Here is a 24,614-nt window from a genome sequence, read left to right as displayed (position 1 = left end):
CTACTGTTTTTCCCGCCGTCGGTCAGTCCTGGAGGTCGTAGTAGTTCGAGCGGAGCGTGACGGCCGTCACGTCGGCGACGTCGGCGGCGTCGGCCTGCGTGAGCCCGACGCCGTGCTCCTGGGCGGCGGCATAGAGGCACGCCGCCGCGACGCCACTTGGATTCCGGCCGGAGACCAGGTTCCGTTCTTCGGCGGTGTCCGCGAAGCCACGTGCGGCGCGCTCGACGTCGTTCCCGAGGTCGAGCTCGGTGGCGTACCGGGGGAGGTACTCTCGCGGGTCGATGGGGCCGGTGGGGAGGCCGAGTTCGCGGTTCATCGCGTCGTAAGCCGCCTGAATCTCGGATTCGTCTGCGCGCGCGACCTCCTCGACCTCGTCGAGCGTCCGCGAGACGCCGTTCGTCCGGCAGACCGCGTAGACCGCGGCGGCGCTGAACCCCTCGATGGAGCGCCCGGGGAGCAGTCCCTCGCTCTGGGCGGAGTCGAACAGCGCGCACGCCTGGTCGCGGACGCTCCGCGGGAGCGAGAGCGCGCCGACGAGCCGGCGGATGTCGGTGAAGCCGTACACCTGGTTGCGGTCGGCCTTCGACGGGATGGACGCGCGCTTGTGCTGGCGGCGCATCCGCGCGAACTGGCGGCGCTTGCGCCCCTTCAGGCGGGTGGAGCGCCCGATCTTCGTCGAGAGGCCGCGGTCGTGGCGAGAGCGCGTGAGCGGCGCGCCGGTGCGCTCGGGGTTGCGGTCGTCACCCTCGAAGGTTCGCCATTCGGGCCCGCGGTCGATGCGGTCCTCGTCGACGACGAGCCCGCAGTTCGCGCAGACGGATTCGGTGTTTCGGCGGTGCACGTCCCCCTGGCACTCGGGGCAGGTCGCTGACTGACTCATCACACCTGAACGTAGGCCCGGGAGGAGTATTTAAACGCGGGACGAACCCACCGTATGCGGGCGATTTCGACGGGGAGAACGTACCGGTGACCGGTACGTTCACTGGGCGGGCGCCGGTTCCCGAGAGTACTATCGGTCGAAAATTTAAGTGAAGGAGGTTACAATCAATTCGCATGGGGCTGTCGGACATCGCCGCGGGGTTGACCGTGACGACGCGCCAGCGCGAGCGCGGCGTGGCGAGCGTCGACCGCACCGACGCGCCACTCGCCGACCGGCTGGAGCCGCTCGCGGACAACCTGCCCGTCGACGCGGCGACCGCCGCGGAACTGGCGGAGGCGTTTGCGGGCGGCGCGAGCGTTGGGGACGCCGCGGACGCCGGGGACGTGCCGCCGGTGACGGCGGCGAAGACCCTCCATTGCCTCGGGTTCGAGGGGTTGACGCCGTTCTCCCCGATCCAGCGCGACGTGCTCGCGGACTGGCTGGACGCCCGGATTCCGCGCACCGACGCGCTCGAACTCACCGGCGCGAGCGAGCGCGAGTTCGCGCTCGCGGCATACGTCGCCACGCACGACACGCTTCCGGACGCCCGTGAGGCGGTGGAGAGCGCGCTGTCCGCGGCGGGCGACGCGATGGTCGAGAAACAGGACGCCCTCGGCGCGGCGATGCCCGAGGGCGACGCGCGGTAGTTCTGGCGGCCGAGGTCGACAGGTCGGCCTACGGCAGTTTACGACGCGCCTCCTCGAGCAGCGACTCGTCCGCGATGTCGACGTCCACGGTGGTGTCGAAGACGGATTCCGCGAGCGAAGCGACCGAAGCGGTGAACGCTCCGTCGCCGTCGAGCGCGACCGGCGCGGTCGGAACGCCCGTCTCCGCGTGCTCGGGGACTGCGAGGTCGGCGTCCGGAATGCTCTCGCTCGTTCGGTTGGCGATCGCGAGGTCGAACCCGCCGTCAGACTCTGTCTGACGAGTCGACGAGTCCGACTCGCCGCCGCTTCCGACGTCTGCGAGGCGGCCGCGGGCGCGCTGGAGGCTGTCGACGCCGCGGTCGCCGGCCGGCAGCACGGCGGCGACGCGGCCGGCGCTCGTGACCGCGGCGACGGCCTGGTTGCTGGCGACCGGCGGCGTGTCGACGACGACGTAGTCGTGTGCGTCGGCGAGGTCGGTCAGCCGGTCGCCGAGGCGCTCGGCGGCGGTCGGTGTCTTCGCCTCGGCGAGCGCCGCGAACGGCGCGAACGCGGGGTACGCCGCGAGTTCGCCGGCCGTGTCGGACGCCCGGTCGTCCGCGGTGTCGCTCACGAGGTCGTACCGGGCGTCCGCGGGGTCGACTGTCTCGTCCGCGAACAGTTCGGTGGCGTCCGCGTCGATGCGGCCGGCGACGTACTGCGAGAGGCCCTGCGTGGCGAACGCGGCGTCGAGGACGCCGACTGACGCGCCGTCGCGGGCGAGTACGGCGGCGGTTTCGACGGCGAGGCGGGTCGCGCCCGCGCCGCCGGCGACGCCGACGAACGCGGCGGTTCGTGTGTCCATGCCAGTAGTTTCGTCTCGTTCTCGTACTAAAATTCGTGCATTCTGCCCGCTGACAGATGTGTGGCGTCCGCTGGCCAGCGTCATTCAGTCTCGACGACAGCGGCGTTGGTTTCGCCGAGTCGGCGTTCGGTTAGTCGTTCGCGCGGGATTCGATGTCGCTCGCTATCTCGTCGAGTTCGTCCTCGGAGAGGTCCGGCGACTCGCCGGCGACGGCGTGCAGCGGGTAGCCGCCGTCGCCCTCGAAGCGCGGGATGATGTGGCCGTGGACGTGGGGCACCTCCTGGCCGGCGGCCTCGCCGTCGTTGAACCCGACGTTGGCGCCGTCCGCGTCGACGCCCCTCTCGACGACGTCGACCAGGTCGTATAGCGTCTGGAAGACGGCGTTCGCGGTGTCCTCGTCCATGTCCGCGAGTCGCTCGTTGTGGGTCTTCGGGATGACGAGCGTGTGCCCGGGCGCGAGCGGGTTCGCGTCGAGGAACGCGATGGCTTCCTCGCCCTCGTGGACGACGCGCGCGGGAATCTCGCCGTCGACAATCGAACAGAAGATGCAGTCCTCGCTCATATCCGGGTTCTCGCGCTCCGGCACCAAAAGCGTACTCGCAGCGAGATTACTCGGTCAGCGGGAGCACGATGCCGAAGACGAACGGACAGAGCAGGAGGCCGAGCACGCCGAGGATCTCGAGGTCGGTGAGCAGCGTGATCTCCCACCCCGGGAGCGTGCCAGCGCCGACAGACGCGCCGGTGAACCCGACGAGTACGAGCGCGAGGCTGGCGAGCGTTCCGTAGTCTGGGTTTCCGTGCCGTCCCATGGGCCACGTTCCCCGCAGTCTGTCCTAAGCGTTCCGACGTCCGACTTGGGTCTCACCCGCCACGTCGGTCGTCCCGCCGTTGCAGAAGGGCTTTGAACCGCGAGCGGATACGAGGGGATATGCTCAACTCACTGGCGGACGCCGCGGCGACGCTCCTGTACGCGGTGCTGAGTGCAGGACTGTTCGGCGCGGGGGTCGTCACGGAGATGCGCGGGTTCAGCGCGTTCGGCGGCGGCGACACGATGCTGGCGGCGTGGCTGGTCGGCATGGGCCTCGTGGCGTGCGTGGCGGGACTGTTCGTGTTCCGCGACGTCGTCCGGCCGCGCATCGCCAGCGCGTCGTAGCGACCCCCGCCCGTTGGACGGGCGACTGTACAACCGATTATCCTTTTAGGAGCGAGCGAGTCGGATTCGGGTATGAGCGACTTCGGTGACGCGCCGGACCAGTACGACCCCGAGGACGTCGAACAGCGGGTGGAGTCGTACTGGGACGACGTCGATGCCTACGAGCGAGTGAAAGAACACCGGGCGGACGGCGACCCCTTCTTCTTCGTGGACGGGCCGCCGTACACGTCCGGGTCCGCGCACATGGGCCACGCCTGGAACAAGAGCCTGAAGGACGTCTACATCCGCCACCTCCGGATGCAGGGGTACCGCGTCACGGACCGGCCGGGCTACGACATGCATGGCCTCCCCATCGAGACGAAAGTCGAGGAGGAACTGGGCTTCGACAACAAGAAGGACATCGAGGAGTTCGGCGTGGACGCGTTCCTCGAGGAGTGTCGCGACTTCGCGCAGAACAGCCTCGAGTCCCTCCAGGAGGACTTCCGGTCGTTCGGCGTGTGGATGGACTGGGAAGACCCCTACCGCACCGTCTCCCCGGAGTATATGGAGTCGACGTGGTGGGCGTTCTCGCAGGTCCACGACAACGGCCTCGTGGAGCGCGGGAAGCGCTCGATCAGCCAGTGCCCGCGGTGTGAGACCGCCATCGCGAACAACGAGATCGAGTACGAGGACGTCGAGGACCCCTCCATCTACGTGAAATTCGACCTCGACGACCGCGAGGGTTCGCTGGTAGTGTGGACGACCACGCCGTGGACGATTCCCGCCAACACGTTCGTCGCAGTCGACGAGGGCGGCGAGTACGTCGGCGTCGAGGCGGAGAACGACGGCGAGACGGAGACGCTGTACGTCGGCAAACCGAATCTCGAGGAAGTGCTGCAGGCGGGGCGCTACGACGACTACGAGGTCGTCGAGGAACTCACCGGCGAGGACCTCCTGGGCTGGACGTACGAACCGCCGCTCGCCGACTGCGTCGACCACCCCGACGGCGAGGGCGCCTTCGAGGTGTACGCCGCCGACTACGTCGAGGTGGACGGCGACGGCACCGGCCTCGTGCACTCCGCGCCCGGGCACGGCGAGGAGGACTTCACGCGCGGCGAGGAACTCGGCCTGCCGGCGTTCTGTCCGGTCGGCCCGGACGGCGTCTACGACGAGTCGGTCGGCCCGTACGCCGGCCAGTTCGTGCGGGACGCCAACGACGACATCGTCGCGGACCTGGACGAGATGGGCGCGCTCCTGGCTTCCGAGACGGTGACCCACAGCTACGGCCACTGCTGGCGGTGTGACACGGGCATCGTCCAGATCGTCACCGACCAGTGGTTCATCACGGTCACCGACGTGAAAGACGACCTGCTGGAGAACATCGAGGACGCCGAGTGGCACCCCGAGTGGGCCCGCGAGAACCGCTTCCGTGACTTCGTGGAGGACGCGCCGGACTGGAACGTCTCCCGGCAGCGCTACTGGGGCATCCCCATCCCCATCTGGACGCCCGAGGACTGGGATGGGTCCACGGACGACGTCGTCGTGGTGAGCGACCGCGAGGAGCTTGCCGACCGCGTCGACCAGGACGTCGACTCTAGTAGTGTTGACCTCCACAAGGACACCGTCGACGATCTCACTATCACGGAGGACGGCCGGACGTACAGCCGTGTTCCGGACGTTTTCGACGTCTGGATCGACTCCTCGGTGGCGTCCTGGGGCACGCTGGACTACCCCTCGGAGACGGCCGCCCACGACGAACTGTGGCCGGCCGACCTCATCATCGAGGCCCACGACCAGACCCGGGGCTGGTTCTGGTCGCAACTCGGCATGGGGACCGCGGCGGTCGACGAGAGCCCGTACCAGGAGGTGCTGATGCACGGGCACGCGTTGATGCCTGACGGCCGCGCGATGTCGAAGTCCAGGGACATCCGCATCGACCCGATGGAGGTCGCCGACGAGTACGGCGTGGACCCGCTGCGCCTGTTCTTGCTGTCGGTGACGCCGCAGGGTGACGACCTCCGGTTCTCGCACGACGAGACCGAGAACATGCAGGGGACGCTGAACATCCTCTGGAACATCTTCCGGTTCCCGCGCCCGTACATGGAGATGGACGGCTTCGACGCCAGTACACCGAACCGGTTCGGTGGCGAGAACGCCGGCGTGAGCGTCGACGACGTCGATCTGGAGCGCGTCGACCAGTGGCTGCTGTCGACGCTCCAGCGCGTGAAACGGGACGCGAACGCGTACTGGGAGGAGTTCGAGCAGCACAAGGCGCTCCACGAGGTGCTCGATTTCGTCGTGGAGGACCTCTCGCGGTACTACGTGCAGGTGGTCCGCGAGCGAATGTGGGAGGAGGAGGACTCGCCCTCGAAGACCGCGGCGTACGCGACGATGCAGAAGGTCCTGCTCGAAGTGACCGCGCTGCTCGCGCCGTACGCGCCGTACGTCACGGAGGAGCTCTACCAGCACCTCACGAACGGCGACGCCTACGCGACGGTCCACATGTGCGACTGGCCCGAGGTCGAGGAGCGCCACCGCCGTCCCGACCTCGAGGAGGCCGTGGACGTGCTCCGCGAGGCAGAGGAGGCGGGCAGTCACGCCCGCCAGCAGGCCGGGCGGAAACTCCGCTGGCCCGTGCAGCGAATCGTCGTCGCGGCTGACGAGGACCGCGTCGTGCGCGCGCTCGAGGAGCACGGCGACCTGCTCGCGGACCGCCTGAACGCGCGCCGCGTCGAGGTCGTGGAACCCGGCGAGTCGTGGGACGAACTCGCGTTCAGCGCACGCGCCGACATGAGCGAACTCGGTCCCGCGTTCGGTGACGACGCTGGCCGCGTGATGAACGCGCTGAACGACGCGAGCGTCGAGAGCACGGACCTCGACGCGCTCGCCGCGCAGGTCAGCGACGACCTCGGGATGGACGTCGAACTCACCGAGGAGATGGTGGAGTTCGTGGAGGAAACACCCGAGGGCGTCGCAGGAGCAGAGTTCGAGGAAGGGACCGTCTACGTGGACACGGAACTGAACGAGGACGTCGAGAGCGAGGGGTACGCCCGCGAGGTCATCCGGCGCGTCCAGGAGATGCGCAAGGAGATGGACCTCGAGTTGGACGCCGAGATCCGCCTCGACGTGCTGGTGTTCGACGAGCGCGTCGCGGAACTCGTCGCCAGCCACGAGGACCTCATCGCCGAGGAGACCCGCGCCGTCGAACTCACGGAAGTCGAGGACGGCTACCGTGAGGAGTGGGAGGTCGAGGGCGTGACGATGGCGCTCGAAATCGAGGAACTGTAGGCGGCCCTGTTCTCCCGCCCGGTCTGGCGTGACTACTCCAGTTCGTCCGCGAGCACGGACGCGACACTCACCGAGGAGACGGCGCGCTCGAGCGTGTCCGTCCCGTGGACGGCTTCGACGCCGGCAGTCGCGAGTTTGGTGCGGGCGTTCCCCGCGAGCAGCGGGTGGACGCAGGTGACGAAGACGCGCGCCGGGTCGTCGAGCGCGGTGATGGCCTCGCTCATCGTGGACCCGGTGGCGACGATGTCGTCCACGACGACGACGTCGCGGCCCGTGACGTCGATGTCGCTCGGCGTGACGGTGACGTCGCTGCCGGAGTGACGCACCTTCTCGAAGAAGTCGGTCTCGCCGTCGCCGTGGGCGTCGCGCACGGAGCGCGCGAGGTCGATGGCGCCGTCGTCGGGCGCGAGGAACACGGGGTCCTCGAGGTCGCCAGGGAGCGGGTTGGCGAGCTGCGGTGCGGCGTCCACGCTGGTCGCCGGCACGTCGAAGAACTCGAGAATCGCGTCCTCGTGGGGGTTGACGGTGACGACGCGGTCGGTGTCGGTGGAGACGGCGCGCGCCATCGCTCGCACGGAGACGGGTTGTCCGTCCTCGAACGCCTTGTCCTGTCGGGCGTACCCCATGTACGGGAGGACGGTGACGACCTCGCTCGCGCCGGCCTCGCGGGCGGCGTCCTGCAACTGGAGTAACTCGACGTGGGCGTCACTGGAGTCCGTCGCGGCGACCACGACCGCGCGCCCCGACACCGGGGGGACGGTGACGAGGCGTTCGCCGTCCGGGAACGTCTCGTACTCCACGCGCCCGAGGTCCTCGTCCAGGGCGTCGGCGAGTGCGGCCGCGAGCTGCTGGGAGGACGACCCGCTCAGTATCATGTGGGAATCCACTCGAGCCGGTGGCTTACGCGTTTCCTTCGAGAGCGAGGGCGCAGCGACCGAAGGGAGCGCGCCCTCGAAACTGTGAACGGTGAACGCAGTGAGCCGCGAGCCGCGAGGGAGCCACCTCAGTCGCCGCTGACCGCCGCGATTGCGCTGGCTCCGGGGAGGCCGAGCGCGCGGTGCCGGAAGCCGTCGCCGGCGTCCACGAGGAGGGTGCCGGCGTCGGTCACGGCGAGTACCGGGCGAGACCTTCGTTCCCGTGAGTCGTCGGGCGGTTCGCGCTCGACAACGGCGGGGCCGTACGCGACGCCGGCGACGCGCTCCTCGACTGGGAGGTCGCGCTCGCGCCAGTCGCCACCTGCCAGCTCGTAGAACGCGCCGCTCGTCGCGGCGTGCGCGAGAATGTCGTTTTCCTCGTCGCCGGTCGCCGCGTCCACGACCTGGAACGTACCTTGAAGTTCGTCAATCCAGCCGTTTCCGAGGCGGAACAGGCCCTCTGGGGTGGCGGCGCGCGGGACGCTGGCGTTCGCGACATCGCGTGCGTCTTCGAGGCCCGCAGGCGCGAGCGAGTCGCCAGCGATTCGATGGACGCCGTCGGCGGCAGCCACGAGGTCGCCGTCGAGCGCGCGAACCTCCCCGCAGGTGCCGACTGTCTGCCACGTACCGTCGTAGCGCGCGACCCGGCCGGACGCGTCGGCGGCGACCACGTCGCCGTCGAGGCCGGTGACGGCGACCGCCGCGTCGAATCCAGCGTCGGACCCGTCGCCAACGCGCTCGAACACCTCGCCGTCACCGAGCAACACGCCGTCGTCGGCGGCGACGGCGACGCCACGAGCGGTCGCAGCGACGTCTCGCGCGGTGCAGCGTTCGACGAGGGTGAACTCGCCGACGATGTCGCCGGAGACGGAGACGGCGGCCACGCCGAGGTCGGCGGCGACGTACGCCGTCACCGTGCCGGTCTGGTCGGCGTAGACGCGCTTCTCGTCGATGCTGGACACGCCCGTACCTGGCGCGCGGACGAGCGAAAGTGTTGTGGTCGGGTTCGGAAACTGTCCTGGGAAGAACGTCGAAAACACTTTGCGGGGGAGTCCGTACAACCGACCATGCGACGGCGCACTGTGCTCTCGGGGGCAGCGGGGGCGCTCGCCGGCCTTGCCGGGTGTTCGCGGGTGCTAGGCTCGGACTCGATGCGGGTGCGAGTGATGCGAGCCAGCGACGAACGCGCCCAGAACGCGGACGCTCACTGCTCGCTCTCCGAATCATTCGTCGCGAACCACTCAGTCCTGGAGCGACTCCTCGACGCCGCGCGGGACGCCCCGACGGGAGCGTGGGTGTCGACCGGCGTCGACCGAGACATCGCACGCCGTCTCCGGTCCGCGCTCGACCGCCACTGCGACCGGCCGGACCCGGTCTGTCACTTCGACGGGGAGGCGTACCTCGTGGCGGTCGGAACTGCCTCCGAAAACCCGTAGCTGACGGTTGGCGTGTCGACGAGGATACACGAAACGCGGCGTAAGAGCGCTCGAGACCGGGTTCGGAATTTCTATGAGGGACGCTACCCGACACACACGCAATGAAGGTGTTCGGGTCGAGCGGGACGCGGGGCGTCGCCAACGAGGAGTTGACGCCGGCGTTCGTACAGAAGGTGGCGAAGGCCGCGGGGACGGTCTGGCGGGCCGACCGCGTCGCCGTCGCTCGGGACACCCGAACGACCGGACGCATGCTCGTGAACGCTGCAGTGAGCGGCCTCCAGAGCGTCGGCGTCCACGTCGACCGACTCGGCGTGGTGCCGACGCCCGGGACGCAAGCGTACGCTGAACGCGAGGGCGTTCCGGCGGTGATGGTGACCGCGAGCCACAACCCCGCGGAGTACAACGGCGTGAAACTCGTCGGCGCGGACGGCATCGAACTCGGCGTCGACGACCTGGAGCGCGTCGAGCGGAAGTTCCTCACCGAACAGTTCGACGACGTCGCGTGGGACGATGTCGGCACGGACTTGGCGGTCGAGTCCGCGCGCCGGACGTACGTCGAGGAACTCCTCGAGGCGGTCGACCGCGACGCCATCGCGGACGCCGACCTCACGGTCGCGCTCGACCCCGGACACGGCGCGGGCGCGCTCACCAGCCCCGAGCTCTACCGCCGCCTCGGCTGCGACGTCGTCACCGTGAACGCCCAGCCGGACGGCCACTTCCCGGGCCGGGACCCCGAGCCGGTGCGGGAGAACCTCGACGACCTCGGACGCCTGGTGCGCGCGGCGGACGCGGACGTCGGTATCGCCCACGACGGCGACGCGGACCGCGCCATTTTCTTCGACGAGCGCGGGGAATACGTCGAGGGCGACGCGACGCTCGCCGCGCTCGCGGAAGCCGAACTCGAGGAGGGCGACACCACGGTTTCGGCGGTGAACGTGAGCCAGCGCCTCGTGGACGTCTGCGAGCGAACGGGCGCGGACCTCGAACTCACGCCCATCGGCAGCACGCGCATCATGACCCGCATCCGCGAACTGCTCGCCGAGGACGAGTCCGTCCCTGTCGCGGGCGAGGGCAACGGCGGCATCATCTTCCCCGACTACCGGATGACCCGCGACGGCGCGTACACGGGCGCCCGCTTCCTCGAACTGCTCGCCGAGCGACCGGCGAGCGAGGTGGTCGCGCCGTACGGCGACTACGCCAACGTCCGCATCAACGTCGGCTACGACGGCGACGCCGAACGCGACGCCATCCTCGGCACCGCCGAGGAGCGCGCCCGCGAGAGCGACGCCGAGCGCACGACCATCGACGGCTACCGCCTCGACTACGGCGACGCGTGGGTGCTCGCGCGCCCCTCCGGAACCGAGCCGGTGGTCCGCATCTACGCGGAGGCGACGACCGAGGAGCGCGCCGACGAACTGGCGACCGAGTTCGCGGCCGCGCTCCGCGCTGCGAAGACCGGCATCGAGAACTAGACCGCTCCCGTCTCCGACGCTCGCTGCTGGCTGCTGTCTCTCAGTACTCCGATAGGGCGTCCCTGAGCGCCGCCTCCGCTTCGCGCGCGGCCTCGAGGTCGTCCTCGACCCCGCTGGCGGCGCGCTCCATCTCGCCGTCGGTGAGTTCGTGGTCCGCGACCGCCGCCGTTCGCAGGCGCTCGTAATCGTTCGTGCGCGCCGCCGCTCGAACCGCGTGGAGCCATTCGAGTACGCTGTCGTCCGCGAACCGCCCGACGACCGCGACGAGTTCGCGGGCGCGGTACTGGAGTTCGGCGGCCGGCGCGGGCGGCCAGTCGACCACGAGCGGGTCGGCGTCGAGTCGGTCCAGGTACGTGCGATTCCCGCCGACGACGCGCTTCAGCGTGCGTGGCTCCTCGACGTAATGCTCGAGTTTCGACGGCGAGTACTCCGCGTACTCGAGCAGTTGGGGGATCGGCTCTCCGCCGGCGTCGTCCGCGCCCGCCACGAACTCCCGGAGGTCCCCGGGAACGGGCTCGAAGGGCACGAGCGGGTAGGACTCCGCGGTCGCCACGAGGTCGAGCACGCAGCGCGCGGACGCGTTCGATTTGAACGCCTCGAACGCCTCGCGGACGGCCTCGTCGTACGCCTCGATGGGGTCCCGGAGGTCCTCCACGGGCGCGTCGAGGTCCGCGTTCCCGAGTCGCCGCAGGCGCTCGAGGTGCTCGACCTCCGCGGCGTGCTCGTCGGCGCGTTCCTCGACCGCCTGGCGCGCGTCCGCGTACCGCTTGCGGGTGTCAGCGAGGTGGTCGAGTCGCCCAACGAGGTCGCGGGCGTCCGACAACCGGTTGCGGGCCTCCGTGAAGTCCGCGTCCGAGAGCCGTCGCTTCTTGAACAGGTCGAGCAGGGATTCGAACGCCTCGCGTTCAGGCAGGTCGTCGTCTAACTCCTCGACGAACGCCACCAGGTCGTCCTGGAAGGAGAGATACGACTGGAAGTCCCCCGTCCCGGTGGCGTCCTCCTCGTACTGCGCGAGCAGTCGGTCCAGTTCCGTCAGGGCGTCGCGGAGGGCGCGGATCCGGGACTCGCCGACGTCAGCGACCGCGTCCTCGGCGTCGTCGCGGGCGTCCCGGGCGCGTTTCAGGTCGGCCACGAGGCCGTCGGGTGCGGCCTTCGCGTCGGGCATACGTGGACTGTTGGCGTTCTCGTGGATAGGCTTTCTGTAGGAGTATCGTCTGCGTGGTTTCGATGATTCTCTGATCTTTCGAACGTCCGGACTGGTGGAACCGAACCCACCATCGCCACGAACACCCAGAAAGCCCCGGCCCTGTCGCGGTCGCTCGCCAACATATCGCTCGCTGCGCTCGCGATAGGGGTCGGCGAGACGACCAAACACGCGCGACAGGGCCGGCCCTTTCAATCCTGCCCGTTGGTCGATTGCTCAACCGGCAGGGTGGGGCTTTCTGGATACTCACGGCGACAGCTCCGTTCGAAGCACCCGAGAAATCCACTCCGTCAGTACACGTCGTCGGGGTCGAACACTTGCTCCCCCACGTTCTCGCCGTCGAGTGTGCGGTAGAAACAGGAGTGGTGGCCGGTGTGGCAGGCGCCGCCCGACTGCTCGACGATATACAGCAGCGCGTCGCCGTCGCAGTCGACGCGGATCTCCTCGATAGTCTGCGTGTTCCCGCTCGTGGCGCCTTTCTCCCAGAGTTCGTCGCGGGAGCGCGAGTAGTAGTGTGCGCGTCCCGTCTCGGCCGACCGCTCGACGGCGTCGCGGTCGGCGTACGCGAGCATCAGTATCTCGCCGTCCTCGGCGTCCTGGGCGACGACGGGGACGAGGCCGTCATCGCCGAAGTCGAGGTTGACGCCGAACGAGGCGCCGTCGGAGTCAGCATCGGAGTCCATACTGGAACGCGGAGACGCGGGCGGTTAGCCGTTACGCGTCCGCTCGTTGCTGTGTTACGCGCCCGATCGATTCCGCGCTGCGTCGAGTGTCACTCGCTGTGTGTCGCGTCGACCGCCCACGCGACGCCGAGGAAGATGCCGCCGTAGGCCGCGCCGAACACCAGCACGCCGAGTGCGACGCGGTGGCGGTCCGGGAGCGACATGGGGATGCCGAACAGCGTTACAGTCATCGCGAACGCGGGGAACGCGGCCTGCGCCCAGTTCGGGCCGTCGGGCTCCGGCCAGTCGCCGTAGCCGTCAGCGAACGCCCACGCGCCGAACGCGTACGCGACGAACACGCCGACCAGCAGGCCGAAACTCGCCCACAGCCAGCCGTAGACGCCCGCTGCGACGAGCGCGCCGGCGCCGACGGCGATGACGGCCTGGGCGGACCGGCGCATCTCAGGCGAATCCGACCGCGTCCAGCGCGTAGTAGAGCACGTCCCCAACGGTGAGGGAGACGAGCAGGCCGACGAACAGCGGCACGAGGAACGGCACGCCGGGCGTCACCCACACGTCCTCGCGCTCGGTGACGGCGTCGAGTCCCTCCCGGAGTTTCGCGGGCGTCGTGCCGTAGGCGGTGCCGTCGATGTCCCCGAGGAACGCCGCCGCGCCCCAGGGGTCGTCGGCGTCGACGTTGCCTGGGTCAGTGTCGATGCTGGCGTCGTCAGTTACGCTGTGGCCGCCGTCGGTCGTCGGTTCGCCGCCCGAGGGGGTGAGCGTGTCGTCCCGAATCACCGCGCCGTCCGTCGGCTCTCCGGGGGAGTCGGGGAGCGTGTCCGGGTCCCGGAGCCCCGGATTCTCGCGGAGTTCCGGGAGCGACGTGTTCCGCCACCGGAGGTACATGCGGAGCGCGTCCAGGTCGAGGCCGTTCCGCGTGAAGCCGTCGCCGTCCTCCAGGAGGCTGCCGTGCGTGGTCGCGAGTTCGGGGACGCGAACGCGCCGCCCGACGAACATCACGTAGGAGAACTCGCCAGCGAGCGCGTTCCGCGCGCCGAGCACGAGCGGATACGCGAGTCCCAGGAGCACGGTGTTCGTGAGCACGGTCAGCGAGAAGATGCCGACCGCCGTATGGATCTGGGGGAGCGCGTACCCCGCGACCTCGTAGTAGGGGTACGTCGGCAGCAACACTGCGAGGACCATGAACGCGCGGGCGTCCGCGCCACCGAACCCGCCGACGTACCAGAAGCCGTACGCGAGCGGCACGACGAACAGCACGCTGAACGCCACCCGGACCGCGTACAACTGGAAGGCGCCGGGCTGGCCGAGGGACACCAGTCCCTCCCAGAACAGCAGAGCGAAGCCGAGGAACGCGAGCGGCGACCAGAGGTCGTTCGGGACGCGGCGCGTCTTCCAGTCCCGCACCGCCGCCCAGCCGAGCGCGGGCACGGCGAGCAGGCGAAGCAGGTCCGGTATCGAAGCGTACACTAGCCGGTCACGGGACCGCCGCCCGCTTAGGTGTTGCCCTTGGCTGAGTGGGAGACGACTGGTGAGTCTGAGTGGGAGACGAGGGGTGGGCTTGAGTGGAAGACGACTCTATCGGACGGCCCGTTCACTGGATGTCTCACTCGTTCGCCTGCCACTTCCTGCGACATTCGTCGCTGCAGAACGTGTAGAGATGAAATTCGTCGTTATCGTCGACGCGAGTCGCAACCGGGTGCCAGCCTGTCGGGTCGACCTCCGTTCCACAGACCTCGCATCGCATCGAGGACGCCGACCCTGTCTCGGGTGAACGCGAGTGTTCTCCGTCGTCAGACAACGTCGAGTGGTCGTCGCTGGAGGGCAGCGAACCGTCCGCTTGGTCGTCCCTGTTCCCAGTCATCGTCCGCCGCTCCGGTGTGTCACGTCGACGTCCCGCGGTACTGGGTTCCATTAATCCGTGGGCTCTGGAGCGCTCGAGGATTCGGCCTCCGAGGCGACATCGGGGGTCACTGCCGCCGCTTCGTCGTTTTCCTCGACCTCGACCCGTCCGTCCGCCCAGATGGTCACCTGACAACCGGCGATGGGGAACGCGACGTGCCCCTCGTCTCGCGGCGACGCGGACTGGATGTCGCTGAACAGCGTGTTCAGGCTGTCCGGGTCGACGGTGTTGAAAAGCGGTTCCAGGTCAGTCGGATCAGTATCCGTCACTTCTGACACCTTCTCGACGACGTGCTGACTCACGGGGCCCTCGTTTAGATCGATAGTCGCAGTCATTGTGGGACTCTACACTTCCGTACGAACTAGTCGGGGTTACTCGTTCTCAGTATCCAGTTTCACCGGTTCCACGCCCCGGGGTATACTGATACACCCCGGGGTGGGGACGGTGCCGGTGCACTCGAGTCACCGTTCGTCTCCGCCGAACAGCATCGAGTAGAGTTTCTGCTCTGCGGAGCGGATGTGGCGACTCACAGTCGGCTGAGAGACGTCCAGCATCTCTGCGACGTCCGCCGCCGAACTCTCCCGGGGTTGCTCGAAGAACCCCGCGAAGTACGCCGTCTCCAGGACCTCCGCCTGACGGTCGGTGAGGGTATCGAGATACGTCCGTTCGAGTTCTGTACTGTCCTGAACTGGTCCCGGGGCTTCCCGGCGGGCGACGAGTTCCACGTCGTCGTACCGCCGTTCGAACAACTCCACGAACGACCGGACGGACGCCGTCTTGGCGATGCGTATCGACACCCGACCACCCTCGGGCGTCGCCCGGTGAGTCGTCGGGACCGCCCCGCGGTCCAGCAACTCGATGATGAGCGAATCCCCGGTGATAGCGAGTTCCACGGTGGTCTCCTCCCCCCGACTCCTGACCACCGTCAGGTCGGCGGCTTCGCCGTGCTCGTCGGGGAACGCGGTAACCGCCGCTGTCGGCACGCCCTCGAACACCCCGAACGCGCGGAGCGTTCGTCCTTCGCGGCGTCTCACGTTCTGCAACCGGAACGTCCCCTCGTGTTCCCTGAGGAACGAAAGCAACTCGTCGGTCGTGTCCCGGATCGCGAACTCGAGTTCGATGGAGTCCTGAGAGACGAGCGCGTCGTAGTGCTCCATGGCGTTGATCGCGTACCCCACCATCTCGCCCAGCTCCGACAGCACGGCCTCCTCCGTGGCGGAGAAGATGCCCGCCTCGGCCGAGTAGAGATTCAACACGCCGTACAGCGTGTCGTGATAGACGACCGGAACGGAGACGCTCGCGCGATAGCCTCGCTCGACCGCCGCCCGGCGCCAGGGTTCGAACGGCGGGTCGGCCCGGAGGTCGTTCTGGATCTGTGGCTCCCGGCTCTGTATCGCGCGCCCGCCGGGTTCCTGGCTGGTCTCGCTCCCGTCGGCCATGACTGTCACCTCGTCGAGGTAGCCGTCCTCCGCGCCCGCCCACGCCGACGGCACGAGTTCGCCGGTCGAGAGGTCGCGCTCGCCGAACCAGACGAACTGGTACGGGTCGCTGTTCGCCAGCCTGTCACACACCAGTTGCTGGATCTCCGCGCTCGAGTCGGCGTCCCGAAGCGCCGCCGCGATGCTCCGTATCTCGTCGTTCACCCGCTCGAGGCGCCGAAGCTCCTCGTTCTTCTCTTCGACCTCGGTGGTCCGCTCCCGGAGCGTGGTTTCGCGTTCGAGACGGTCGAAGGCCGCCTCGACGTTCCTGACGAGGATTCGCGCGAGCGATAGCGTGGTCTCGGAGAACGCGTCCGGCGTCGTCTCCCCGCTGACGAGCACCCCGTGCTTCCCGATGGGGAGGACCATCGCGCTCTCGAGGAGCGTCTCGTCGGCGTCGACGTCCCGAATCTCGTCCAGACGCGCGTAAACCCGGGGTTCGTTCTGCGCGAACGCTTGCCAGGGAAGCCCGCGCTCGGCCGTGAACAGCCCGCCGTCGCCGACCAGTTCGTCGACGCGGGACGTGCGGGCACACGACTCGAGGCTGCCGGTGTCACCGTCGTACAGATCGATCGTCGCGATCGAGAGGCCGAGGACGTCGCTGGCCGCAGTGAGCGCTCGCTCGCAGGCCTCGTCGAACGTCTCGGCCTCCGAGAGCGCCAGCCCCAGTTCGTTCAGGCGCTCTAGTTGGTCGGAGCGGCGTCGCTGCTCGGAGACGTCCCGGATGACGCCCGTGAAGAACCGCTCGCCGTCGCTGGTGAATTCGCTGAACGATATCTCCAGGGGGACCTCGTGGCCGTTCGCGTGTTGCCCTGGAAGCTCGACGGCGTCCCAGTCTAGCGTGCGCGTTTCGGTGTCGAGATACCGTTCCATCGCGTCGAGGTGCCGGCGCCCGAGATCGTCGGCCATCAGCGTGGTCAGGGACTCGCCGGTCAGCGCCTCGGGGGTGTACCCGAGTACCTCCTCGACCGCCGGGTTGACGAACTGGACCCGGCTGTCCGAGTCGATGGTGACGAGCACGTCTGGCGTCGTTTCCGCGAGCGCGTGGAGTTGCGCAGCAGCGATCGAGTCGTCGTTCATTGCGTGCGTTGACCCTCACGGCAGACGACACTGCGCGTCAGACCGACGGGGCTGACGGCGGTCTCGTCCAGTTCGAGAGATGTCCGTGATTGGGCTGCCACACCGATAAGAAGCATGGCGGAGACGTCCGGACCTCCGGGACATCTCATCGAAGGCGTGCGCACCAGTCGGACGGGGAAGACCGCTCTAGTGAACGCGGACGAGTCGAAACGCGACCGCGTGAAAAGGGGATACGCTGCGAGAGAACGACAACTGCCCGTCGGAGAACTGCTCTCCCTTCAGATGACGCGGTTCTCCCTGCTAATAGTGGTGCAAATGATTGTACACGCTTTTGGTTCTGCATAGAGAGCGCCTGAGCATGCCGAACAGGACGGAACGAATCATGGTGCGCATGACTCCACAACGCAAAGAGAAGTTCGAGGCATTCCTTGAAGAAACGGGGGAGTATCCGTCCCTGTCGCAGTTGTTGCGAGCGTCTGCGAACGAGAAGGTCGAAGGACGAATGAACGACGGCGAGACCGCGAGCATCGACGCAGAAGAGGTCACTAACGCGGTCGAGATAGCGATGGGTGACGTCACTGAACGACTCGACCGTATCGAGCAAGAAGTCGGGCGCGTCGATACCGCAGTGCAGCCAGACGAGGAGGACATTGATGACCTGGCCGACGACATCGCGGTGCAGCTTCCGGTGATGGACGACGGCAGCGAGTTCCGAGGGATGAACGAGATTATGGAGGAACGAGCACATAGCGGGCTTTCTGGGCTTGATTTCACGCGGGAGATGTCCACGGTCGGGTTTTGGGCGGATTTCGTTGAGTCTGACAACAACAAAACCAGACGCGCGTTGACGCGTGCAGCGAGCTGGTATCCCGACGTGCAATGGACGTACGACGAGTCCATGAACGAGCGTCGCTACTACCGAACTTCGGAGGCTCAATAGATGCCTCCACGTCAATATCGAGATATTAGCGAGTGTCGTGCAGAAATCAAAGCGTACGCAAAAACCCTGGAAGCAGGCACTGACGACAATGACGATGATCAGCGAGCGAGTGCTTCAACGAAACGGTACCAACAGGACGTGCGTTGGTTCGACCACTGGCTCGACGAACACGATATTGATTCGGCGTACGATGTGACGTCGGAGCAAGCGATGGAGGTCGGTGAAGACCTATCGGCCCAGTATAACGGCACAACCCCGCGATATCGTTGGGATAGGATTTACGCGATGTACGACCATTTCGTGGCGCTTGAGAAGATTGAGAAGAATCCGCTGAGGCAGTGGGATGGGCAGAAGAAGACTTTGTGGGGAATGTCGAAATCGACGGAGCAGAGCAAGCAGTTGGAGGACGGTGAGGACTACGCGGTCGATGCGGAGGACGTTCGCGCGATGGAAGCGAATGTGGAGCAGAATCGATTGAGGAACCAGTTGTTGATACGCCTCCTTTGGCACTCTGGCATGCGGCGTGGGGAGGCAGAAGCGGTCACGCTCGATATGCTCTCCCGGGATGCGAGAGAAATCACGCTCCCAAGTTCGGTGACGAAGAACGGACGGGAGCGAGTGGTTGCGTGGCAGCCGAACCTGGATGGGTTGTTGCACAAGTGGTTGGATGGTGGGATTCGAGACGATTACCTGGGGGGACGCGACCATGAGAAGTTGTTTGTCGGGGAGCGTGGAGCGCCGCTGTCGGCTGAAGCGATTAACGAGGTAGTCATCAACGCGGCTGATAACGCCGGCATCAACCGCCGAACGTACGCAGACGCCAACGCCGCGCAGCCGGAAGACGGGAGCAACCCAGAACCGAATCGGTGGTTGATATCGAGTCACAATATTCGACATGGGCTCGGGTCACATCTCGTTCACAAAACCGATGCGTCACTGTATGAGGTTAGTCGGTATCTTGGCCATCAATCAACGAGCGTGACCGAGGAAACGTATGTGGAGTACGACCCCAGGGCTGGGACTGATTCGGCGCACGAATTCGCGCCTGAGTAACGTCGAGTCCGGAGGTTGTGGCGGTGAGACCGGTCTTACCAACAGGTGACGTGTGAGTCGAGGATGTGAGGTGTGACTGTGCCTTGTGACTGTGAGGTGTGAGCGTCACATGTGAGTGTGACGTGTGAGTGTGATGAATCACACTTCTTTGTCACATATTTTATTTTGCAAAATACTTTGTGTGGGGGTTGAGTCGGTTGTTTTGATGCCTGCAATCGCTATCAAGGACGACCGCGTCGAAATCTTCGAGAAAGCCGGAACGGTTGAGAACGAGGAGGAGAATCGATGGGAGATTGCTGGCCGGTCACTCGTTGAGGCGGACTGTCTCATTTTGTTCCCTGACGACTAGTAGCCCGCACCACTCACAACGAGGGGTGTGCTGGCCCTGAGAGTTATCCACACAGCACGCGACACCTGGGATAATGACCGAAGAACCACAACCGCCCGAACTCAACAAACGGAACCTCATCTCTGACATCGCCGGCCACCCACACGGCGCTCCGAGCCTCGAAGAACTCGCTTACCTGAACCCGAGACTGAGTAGCGAGGAGATCCGCAAAACGCTGCAAACCCTGATTGCGGACAACGCAGTGCACACGCTCCCGGCGTCGAACGTGGACATCGAGGACGCGCCTGAACGGTTCTACCGTCTTACCAAAACCGCGAGAAACGACCATTCAGACACCGAAGACGCGTGGAAACGCGAATACGAATCGGTGAGCAAGACCGAGCGAATCGAGACACTCCAAAACCTTCCACGTCCGGACTGAACCGACCCCACTCGCGCCGCCCGAAAACATGACGTAGAGCACGTCTACCCCCGCCTAATCAGGCAGCACAGGCGGAACCCTTTTTGTTATAAAGTTTCTACTACTATCCGTATGAAACATACACTATCGGGCGGCGAGAAACCGCAAGATATCGACACGGAAGGCGACCTCTTCCACACAGCGGAGATGCACAGTTTCGACGCCACAGACGAAACCGCACTAACGAGTCACGCAGCGTGCCCGCACTGCGACTACGACACCCACGCCACCGACCCAAGGCGCGTCGGTAGATACATGCTGGGTTCCTCTGTCGTAGCGCTCGCGCTCATGCTTACCGGGTTCCCGAATATTGGGACATGGACAGTCGTGCTGGCAATGATTCTGTCCGTGTTCACGTCAGATAACCCAGGAATCGTGCACTGTGCTCTCGCACGGGTGGGTCTATGACGACCGCCGACGACGGCGATAGCGGCACCGGCGGGCCAGCACAACTATCGGACATCATGCGACTCAAAGAACATGCGAAGGTCAGGGAACTCGCTCGTATCGAGGAACGAATCGGGCAGCTGCGCGAATTCCGCCAGGAATACAACCAGAACCCAGGAGAACACGATCAGCAAGAATTCCAAACCTGTAAGCAACTGCTGAAGGCCACAGAAGAGGCGCGCGACCGACTGCAACAGTCTTTGAGTGAAGTAGAGGGTCGAGACCGATGTGACGACTGCCCGGAATGCGGTGCACCAACACGTCTCGGGTGGACGGACGGGACGCGACTGTGCCTGAACGGGCACCGATGGACGACAGGTGACTCTCAATGATTGGCACAGTTTCGGACGTCGAGTGCCGCGACTGTGACGCGCTCCTGATTGACGAGGGCACGGCGTACAGTTGCCTGGATTGTGGTGCCGTGTTCCCGGGAGAAATCGGGAGAGGTCGAGACCGATGAGTGACTACGTAGGTTGCCTCGAATGCGGCGGTGCATTGATGTCAACGAACGATACGCGCGCCTATCGGTGTGTTCGCTGCGGGGAGACGTTCATTGTCACAGTCAAACAACCGACACCAACGCCGAACCAGGGCGAAACCGATGAGTGACGATTTGCTCGACGTGCTCACCGCCATCGGAGATGGCGCGCTGCTCCAAACGCTCCCCGACAGTGTTGCTGACCCGATCGTGCTGCACTGCGACACCCGAGATGAACTGCATCTCGCGCTTGAGAATCTCGACGTCCCTCGGAGTGTCGATGCTGACGAACCGGTGTTCCGGCTTGATGAGACTCGGTACATGACGCTCCCAGAGGAACGAGGTGACGACCGATGAGTAACGCCACGCAACACGTCGAGTGGAAGAAGATTGGTGACTGCGGCGTCCCATCGTGCGACAGAACGAACGTCGAGACGTTCCCGACACATGACCGACCCGAGTATTTCCACGGTGCTGAACGCGTTTGTGAATCGTGTCTGCGAGGGTTGACACCAACGGAGTGGGACGACGATGAGTGACGAACTAGTCGTGTATCGGTGCACCGAGTGCGGACACCAATCCCTCAGCCTCGGGTCGTTGCACGGGCACGCAGAACGACATCGAGGATGGCATGGACTCCAATGGCCGTGGAACTGGGGCGATGCAGACGCACTGATGGACTACACACAGGTGCTGCACGTCACCGACTACACCGAGTATCGTCTCGACTCGACAGACGAGCTTCAGCAGGTGGTTCCCGATGAGTGACGAGAGGTCAGAACTACTGGCTACTGTCGGCCTTGTCGTGCTCGGCATCATCAGTGTGGCCGCGATGAGCCTACTTCCGACAGAGCCCACGGTCACGGCTATCATGTGGCGACTCACGTACGGAGTCGCTGCCGTGGGAACGTTACTAGCAGCCGGTGCATCCCTGCATCTGCACTACTCCCAGCAGGTGACCAACGATGGGTGAGCACGTGTATATCGTTCAGAAATGGTATGCTGGAGAAACTATCACTGAGTACCTAGGGACTTACGCTTCAGAATACGATGCACTGGAAGAAGCTATCGACTTTGTTACTGAATCCGTTCATCTTAGAAAAGGAAACACCACCCACAAAGACCCGGATATCCGCACTACAGGACAATATACGCAACGAGTTTTCCATCCGGCATGCAGGAATCTCTGGGTGGAAGTTAGAAAGACGGAGGTTCGGCGATGAGTGACGGTGGGGTGCTTCGAGACGTTGCACTCGCGGTTGTCGTGCTCCTGACGTTCGCAGCGTTCGTTTCCGGCGGCTACTACAATCACATTAGCAGGGTGTCGTTCAATCCGGTGTTGGGTGTCGGGTTGTTGGTGTTGCTTGTGGGCGCGTGGGTTTCCGCCGACGACTGATTCTGACCCCGCGAGTTATTGCGACCCCGACCCTGGTGTCGAGCATGACTCCGAGTGAGATGCAGGAAAGGGTCGAGCATCTACGCGAGGATGCGAACGTGTTGTTTGCGATAGCGTCGGAACCAGGACAGACGCCGGTACACCCTTCGGGTGTCGTCGAGCGTGAGCTGGAGGAGGGTATCGAGGATGCGAACGAAGACCGATTTGTCCGACCCGATGCGGATTTCGAGTTCTGAGTCTTACCAACAACGAGTGTCGTGTTCCCCTGTTTCTACGACGCGTTTGGTGTTTTGGTGGGGGTGAGTAGTGGTGGACGGTGGTTTGAGGGTTATTTTCGGACGTGTTTGTTCTGGCGACAAGTGTTAAGTGTCGGAAAACCCTAGATATAGGTAGAAGACGACATGACAAATCGCCCTCCACACGCAGATAGTATCGAACGGAATCACGACCGCACACACGACGACCACGAGATAACCCCGAACATGCTTGACCGGCTGGTCAAGTACTTCGTCGTTGAAGCAACCTGCCCCGACTGTGGTCGTCGGGGGTGCTTCATCAGTTCTCCAGGAAGGAATATAGATGTGAACTGTAAGGAGCCGACCTGCACTGAGGTGTTCCTCCTATAATGCAGATTGAGCCACTCACCGACGAGGACAACGACGTGCCTCCATGCCGCTATCGGCCAGAGTTCGGGAATACCCATCACATCGTCTTCATATACAATGAGGATTTCCGCCCGGCACACGCATACAAATCAACCGAGAAACGAGACGCCGAACAGGAAGCATTCCTCGCGCTCCGAGACACCGACCCCCGGAAAACCGGCGATATCGAAATCATCCCCCGGGATGACTACACAGAAATGCATCACCCGGACGGAACCTACGCTGTCATCCATCACCCAAGAGGTGCTGTCTAATGCAGATTGAACCGATGCCGAGCGACGACGGGTACCGTTGCTGGCTGAATCCTTCGGAGCAAGACCTGTTGGTAGAGTACTTCTCTGAGGAACCGAGGAAGCAGCTGGCCGTCGAGTTGATGCTGGATGGACTGAGATCAGAAGAAGTCCCGCGCGTTGCAACACGCGACTTCCGCAGGCTCGACGGCGACGAGGAAGCGCACAAACTCAGGGTGCGGGAAGGCAAGACTGGGTTCCGAGAATGCCCCGTTAGCAACGATACGAAGCAGAAAGCAGTGATGCTGAAAAACGCACGTGGGTTGACGAAGGAAGACCCGTTGGTCGATGTGTCTGCGCGGACGGTGCAGCGCTGGATTGCTGGCGGGAACGGCACCACCGGCGCGGTCGAGACGTTGGCCGAAGAGACTGGGAACGATGATTGGCTGCACGTCACCGCGCACGACCTCCGCCGCACCTGGGCCACCTCAACGTACTACGGACTGAGTGCTCCGTACTCTCTCGAAGTTATCATGCAGTGGGGCGGCTGGGAAGACGGCGACACCTTCAGAAGCAATTACCTCGGCAAAGAACCCGACCATCTCGCGGTCGAAATGATGGACGAAGCCGGACTTCGCTGACCGTTTTCACGCCGTTGGTGTGTCACGAGCCACCTGCTCGTAGATATCCGCCTCCGACCGCACGTAGTCCCCATCCTTCTCAACAACATCCACCGAGGCAAGCTCACCAAACTTGTCCTGGAGATAGAACCGGTCTTTGCGCTCCCCGTGAAGTTCCTCGAAGTTGTCCGCGATAGTGTCGATGTCTAGCCACAGGTCTTGCTTCCCACGCTGAATAGCGTCGAAGTAGTACGCACCAGAGAACTTCTGGTAATGCCCGAGCATACTGAGGTTCAGCTCGTCTCGGATCGTGACGTACCCTCGTTGTACGACGTCACCAAGGAACTTCCGACCGAACTCGTCCCAAGTGTACTCATTCAGGTCAGCGGATTGCAGGCGCTCACCCGGCAGAATCTCGTCGTTTTCGACTCTGATGTACCCGAAGTTCTTCAATAGGTCAACGTATTCGCGAGTGTTCTTCGAACGCTGGTTATCGTCGATTCGCGTGACAGTGAGTCCTCGTCGGTTGCGAGCGGCGCGCAGAATCTGGAGAATAGGGTTGAGTTGTGTTCGGACGGCTGGAAGGTCGTAGACGTGCTTGTAGATGGCTTGCGCCATCGAGAAATCGAGCTTCTCCTTGATTTCTTCCTCGCGCTCATCGATGCCATCGATAACGTCGCTGCGGTCAGGAACATCGATGAGGTACACTCCTTGCCCGGTGTTCTCGGCCTCAATTGTGTACACGTCCCGGAGCGTGATGAACTTCAGAACGTTGTCGTGGTCACGACAGTCGCTGAGGTCTCGCGGGGAGGCGTTCCCCAGGGAAACTTCTAGGTTCCCGTTCGGGAGTTCGTGAACGTCGTGAACGTAGACACCTCTACCGAGATGGCGCTTGAGGCGTATCTCTGCATGTCCGCCTTGGAGTGCTTCTGGGTTCTGAACGCGAATTGCGTCGTCTGGTGATGCTTCCGTTGTAACCATG

At 65.0% G+C, this 24,614-nt stretch carries 32 protein-coding genes; 18 read left to right on the top strand and 14 right to left on the bottom strand.

Annotated elements, in window-relative coordinates; all coding sequences use genetic code 11:
- Positions 1-22 precede the first annotated feature (22 nt).
- Positions 23-880 carry a transcription initiation factor IIB gene (locus LT970_RS11085; RefSeq protein ID WP_232686536.1) on the bottom strand — a complete coding sequence of 286 codons (858 nt, stop codon included), beginning with the start codon at positions 878-880 and terminating at the stop codon, positions 23-25.
- Between the two features lie 173 nt (positions 881-1,053).
- Between LT970_RS11085 and LT970_RS11080 the strand changes: the two genes are divergently transcribed.
- The gene (locus LT970_RS11080; RefSeq protein ID WP_232686535.1) at positions 1,054-1,566 is read left to right on the top strand and encodes a DUF7858 family protein; all 513 of its coding nucleotides are present in this window, start codon (positions 1,054-1,056) and stop codon (positions 1,564-1,566) included.
- A 28-nt stretch (positions 1,567-1,594) separates the two neighbouring features.
- On the opposite strand, the gene LT970_RS11075 is transcribed toward LT970_RS11080, so the two are convergent.
- From LT970_RS11075 to LT970_RS11065, 3 genes are all read right to left on the bottom strand, one after another.
- Complete coding sequence (locus tag LT970_RS11075; RefSeq protein WP_232686534.1) at positions 1,595-2,407, bottom strand: ParA family protein; 813 nt, start codon at positions 2,405-2,407, stop codon at positions 1,595-1,597.
- A gap of 130 nt (positions 2,408-2,537) precedes the next feature.
- Positions 2,538-2,969, bottom strand: a complete 432-nt coding sequence (locus tag LT970_RS11070) for an HIT family protein (protein WP_232686533.1) — start codon at positions 2,967-2,969, stop codon at positions 2,538-2,540.
- 46 nt (positions 2,970-3,015) lie between these two features.
- Positions 3,016-3,216, bottom strand: a complete 201-nt coding sequence (locus LT970_RS11065; RefSeq protein WP_232686532.1) for a DUF7860 family protein — start codon at positions 3,214-3,216, stop codon at positions 3,016-3,018.
- Between the two features lie 119 nt (positions 3,217-3,335).
- Between LT970_RS11065 and LT970_RS11060 the strand changes: the two genes are divergently transcribed.
- Together LT970_RS11060 and ileS are read left to right on the top strand one after the other, a co-directional pair.
- Positions 3,336-3,560, top strand: coding sequence for a DUF8151 family protein (locus LT970_RS11060; RefSeq protein WP_232686531.1), 225 nt, complete (start codon positions 3,336-3,338; stop codon positions 3,558-3,560).
- 72 nt (positions 3,561-3,632) lie between these two features.
- Entirely contained in the window at positions 3,633-6,827 is a 3,195-nt protein-coding gene (gene ileS / locus LT970_RS11055) for an isoleucine--tRNA ligase (protein WP_232686530.1), read from the top strand.
- A gap of 32 nt (positions 6,828-6,859) precedes the next feature.
- Here ileS and LT970_RS11050 read toward each other — a convergent pair whose 3' ends face one another.
- On the bottom strand, positions 6,860-7,702 hold the full coding sequence (locus LT970_RS11050) for a ribose-phosphate diphosphokinase (protein ID WP_232686529.1): 843 nt from the start codon (positions 7,700-7,702) through the stop codon (positions 6,860-6,862).
- Positions 7,703-7,830: 128 nt separating this feature from the next.
- A complete protein-coding gene (locus LT970_RS11045) occupies positions 7,831-8,703 on the bottom strand; it encodes an HVO_0234 family beta-propeller protein (RefSeq protein WP_232686528.1) in 873 nt (290 codons plus the stop codon).
- A gap of 105 nt (positions 8,704-8,808) precedes the next feature.
- Here LT970_RS11045 and LT970_RS11040 point away from each other — a divergent pair, with 105 nt between their 5' ends.
- Both LT970_RS11040 and glmM read left to right on the top strand, forming a co-directional pair.
- Positions 8,809-9,177: a hypothetical protein gene (locus tag LT970_RS11040; protein WP_232686527.1), complete on the top strand. Its 369-nt coding sequence runs from the start codon at positions 8,809-8,811 to the stop codon at positions 9,175-9,177.
- A 101-nt stretch (positions 9,178-9,278) separates the two neighbouring features.
- Complete coding sequence (glmM, locus tag LT970_RS11035) at positions 9,279-10,649, top strand: phosphoglucosamine mutase (RefSeq protein ID WP_232686526.1); 1,371 nt, start codon at positions 9,279-9,281, stop codon at positions 10,647-10,649.
- Positions 10,650-10,689: 40 nt separating this feature from the next.
- Here glmM and LT970_RS11030 read toward each other — a convergent pair whose 3' ends face one another.
- The 7 genes from LT970_RS11030 to LT970_RS11005 all read right to left on the bottom strand — a co-directional run bounded on the left by LT970_RS11030 (position 10,690) and on the right by LT970_RS11005 (position 16,994).
- A complete protein-coding gene (locus tag LT970_RS11030) occupies positions 10,690-11,814 on the bottom strand; it encodes a DUF7118 family protein (protein ID WP_232686525.1) in 1,125 nt (374 codons plus the stop codon).
- Between the two features lie 329 nt (positions 11,815-12,143).
- The gene (gene hisI, locus LT970_RS11025; RefSeq protein WP_232686524.1) at positions 12,144-12,536 is read right to left on the bottom strand and encodes a phosphoribosyl-AMP cyclohydrolase; all 393 of its coding nucleotides are present in this window, start codon (positions 12,534-12,536) and stop codon (positions 12,144-12,146) included.
- Positions 12,537-12,625: 89 nt separating this feature from the next.
- Positions 12,626-12,976 carry a hypothetical protein gene (locus tag LT970_RS11020; protein WP_232686523.1) on the bottom strand — a complete coding sequence of 117 codons (351 nt, stop codon included), beginning with the start codon at positions 12,974-12,976 and terminating at the stop codon, positions 12,626-12,628.
- A gap of 1 nt (position 12,977) precedes the next feature.
- The gene (locus LT970_RS11015; protein ID WP_232686522.1) at positions 12,978-14,003 is read right to left on the bottom strand and encodes an A24 family peptidase; all 1,026 of its coding nucleotides are present in this window, start codon (positions 14,001-14,003) and stop codon (positions 12,978-12,980) included.
- A gap of 136 nt (positions 14,004-14,139) precedes the next feature.
- The gene (locus LT970_RS14710; protein ID WP_432419600.1) at positions 14,140-14,397 is read right to left on the bottom strand and encodes a DUF7576 family protein; all 258 of its coding nucleotides are present in this window, start codon (positions 14,395-14,397) and stop codon (positions 14,140-14,142) included.
- A 50-nt stretch (positions 14,398-14,447) separates the two neighbouring features.
- Positions 14,448-14,771, bottom strand: a complete 324-nt coding sequence (locus LT970_RS11010) for a HalOD1 output domain-containing protein (protein WP_232686521.1) — start codon at positions 14,769-14,771, stop codon at positions 14,448-14,450.
- A 126-nt stretch (positions 14,772-14,897) separates the two neighbouring features.
- Positions 14,898-16,994, bottom strand: a complete 2,097-nt coding sequence (locus tag LT970_RS11005) for a GAF domain-containing protein (RefSeq protein ID WP_232686520.1) — start codon at positions 16,992-16,994, stop codon at positions 14,898-14,900.
- 358 nt (positions 16,995-17,352) lie between these two features.
- Between LT970_RS11005 and LT970_RS11000 the strand changes: the two genes are divergently transcribed.
- The 13 genes from LT970_RS11000 to LT970_RS10940 all read left to right on the top strand — a co-directional run bounded on the left by LT970_RS11000 (position 17,353) and on the right by LT970_RS10940 (position 23,653).
- Positions 17,353-17,934, top strand: a complete 582-nt coding sequence (locus LT970_RS11000; protein ID WP_232686519.1) for a hypothetical protein — start codon at positions 17,353-17,355, stop codon at positions 17,932-17,934.
- On the top strand, positions 17,935-18,987 hold the full coding sequence (locus tag LT970_RS10995; protein WP_232686518.1) for a tyrosine-type recombinase/integrase: 1,053 nt from the start codon (positions 17,935-17,937) through the stop codon (positions 18,985-18,987).
- 205 nt (positions 18,988-19,192) lie between these two features.
- Positions 19,193-19,336 carry a hypothetical protein gene (locus tag LT970_RS10990; protein ID WP_232686517.1) on the top strand — a complete coding sequence of 48 codons (144 nt, stop codon included), beginning with the start codon at positions 19,193-19,195 and terminating at the stop codon, positions 19,334-19,336.
- Between the two features lie 73 nt (positions 19,337-19,409).
- On the top strand, positions 19,410-19,757 hold the full coding sequence (locus tag LT970_RS10985; protein ID WP_232686516.1) for an ArsR family transcriptional regulator: 348 nt from the start codon (positions 19,410-19,412) through the stop codon (positions 19,755-19,757).
- 111 nt (positions 19,758-19,868) lie between these two features.
- On the top strand, positions 19,869-20,204 hold the full coding sequence (locus tag LT970_RS10980; RefSeq protein WP_232686515.1) for a hypothetical protein: 336 nt from the start codon (positions 19,869-19,871) through the stop codon (positions 20,202-20,204).
- A complete protein-coding gene (locus tag LT970_RS10975; protein ID WP_232686514.1) occupies positions 20,201-20,575 on the top strand; it encodes a hypothetical protein in 375 nt (124 codons plus the stop codon). Before LT970_RS10980 ends, LT970_RS10975 begins: the two co-directional genes overlap by 4 nt.
- A 269-nt stretch (positions 20,576-20,844) precedes the next feature.
- Complete coding sequence (locus tag LT970_RS10970) at positions 20,845-21,078, top strand: hypothetical protein (RefSeq protein ID WP_232686513.1); 234 nt, start codon at positions 20,845-20,847, stop codon at positions 21,076-21,078.
- Positions 21,079-21,481: 403 nt separating this feature from the next.
- Complete coding sequence (locus tag LT970_RS10965) at positions 21,482-21,694, top strand: hypothetical protein (RefSeq protein ID WP_232686512.1); 213 nt, start codon at positions 21,482-21,484, stop codon at positions 21,692-21,694.
- Positions 21,687-21,944 (top strand): hypothetical protein, encoded by a 258-nt coding sequence (locus LT970_RS10960; RefSeq protein WP_232686511.1) that lies wholly within the window; start codon positions 21,687-21,689, stop codon positions 21,942-21,944. The genes LT970_RS10965 and LT970_RS10960 overlap by 8 nt, the downstream gene beginning before the upstream one ends.
- Complete coding sequence (locus LT970_RS10955; protein WP_232686510.1) at positions 21,941-22,117, top strand: hypothetical protein; 177 nt, start codon at positions 21,941-21,943, stop codon at positions 22,115-22,117. Before LT970_RS10960 ends, LT970_RS10955 begins: the two co-directional genes overlap by 4 nt.
- A gap of 44 nt (positions 22,118-22,161) precedes the next feature.
- Positions 22,162-22,353, top strand: a complete 192-nt coding sequence (locus LT970_RS10950; protein ID WP_232686509.1) for a hypothetical protein — start codon at positions 22,162-22,164, stop codon at positions 22,351-22,353.
- Between the two features lie 389 nt (positions 22,354-22,742).
- The gene (locus tag LT970_RS10945) at positions 22,743-23,036 is read left to right on the top strand and encodes a hypothetical protein (RefSeq protein WP_232686508.1); all 294 of its coding nucleotides are present in this window, start codon (positions 22,743-22,745) and stop codon (positions 23,034-23,036) included.
- The gene (locus LT970_RS10940; protein WP_232686507.1) at positions 23,036-23,653 is read left to right on the top strand and encodes a site-specific integrase; all 618 of its coding nucleotides are present in this window, start codon (positions 23,036-23,038) and stop codon (positions 23,651-23,653) included. The genes LT970_RS10945 and LT970_RS10940 overlap by 1 nt, the downstream gene beginning before the upstream one ends.
- A 6-nt stretch (positions 23,654-23,659) precedes the next feature.
- Here the strand turns inward: LT970_RS10940 and LT970_RS10935 are convergent, their stop codons facing one another.
- The gene (locus LT970_RS10935; protein ID WP_232686506.1) at positions 23,660-24,613 is read right to left on the bottom strand and encodes a hypothetical protein; all 954 of its coding nucleotides are present in this window, start codon (positions 24,611-24,613) and stop codon (positions 23,660-23,662) included.
- Between the last annotated feature and the right edge of the window lies 1 nt (position 24,614).

This window comes from Halobacterium zhouii (genome assembly GCF_021249405.1).
Taxonomy (GTDB): Archaea; Halobacteriota; Halobacteria; order Halobacteriales; family Halobacteriaceae; genus Halobacterium; species Halobacterium zhouii.
Note: the sequence above shows the minus strand (reverse complement) of the source record. Positions and strands in the feature narration are given on the sequence as shown.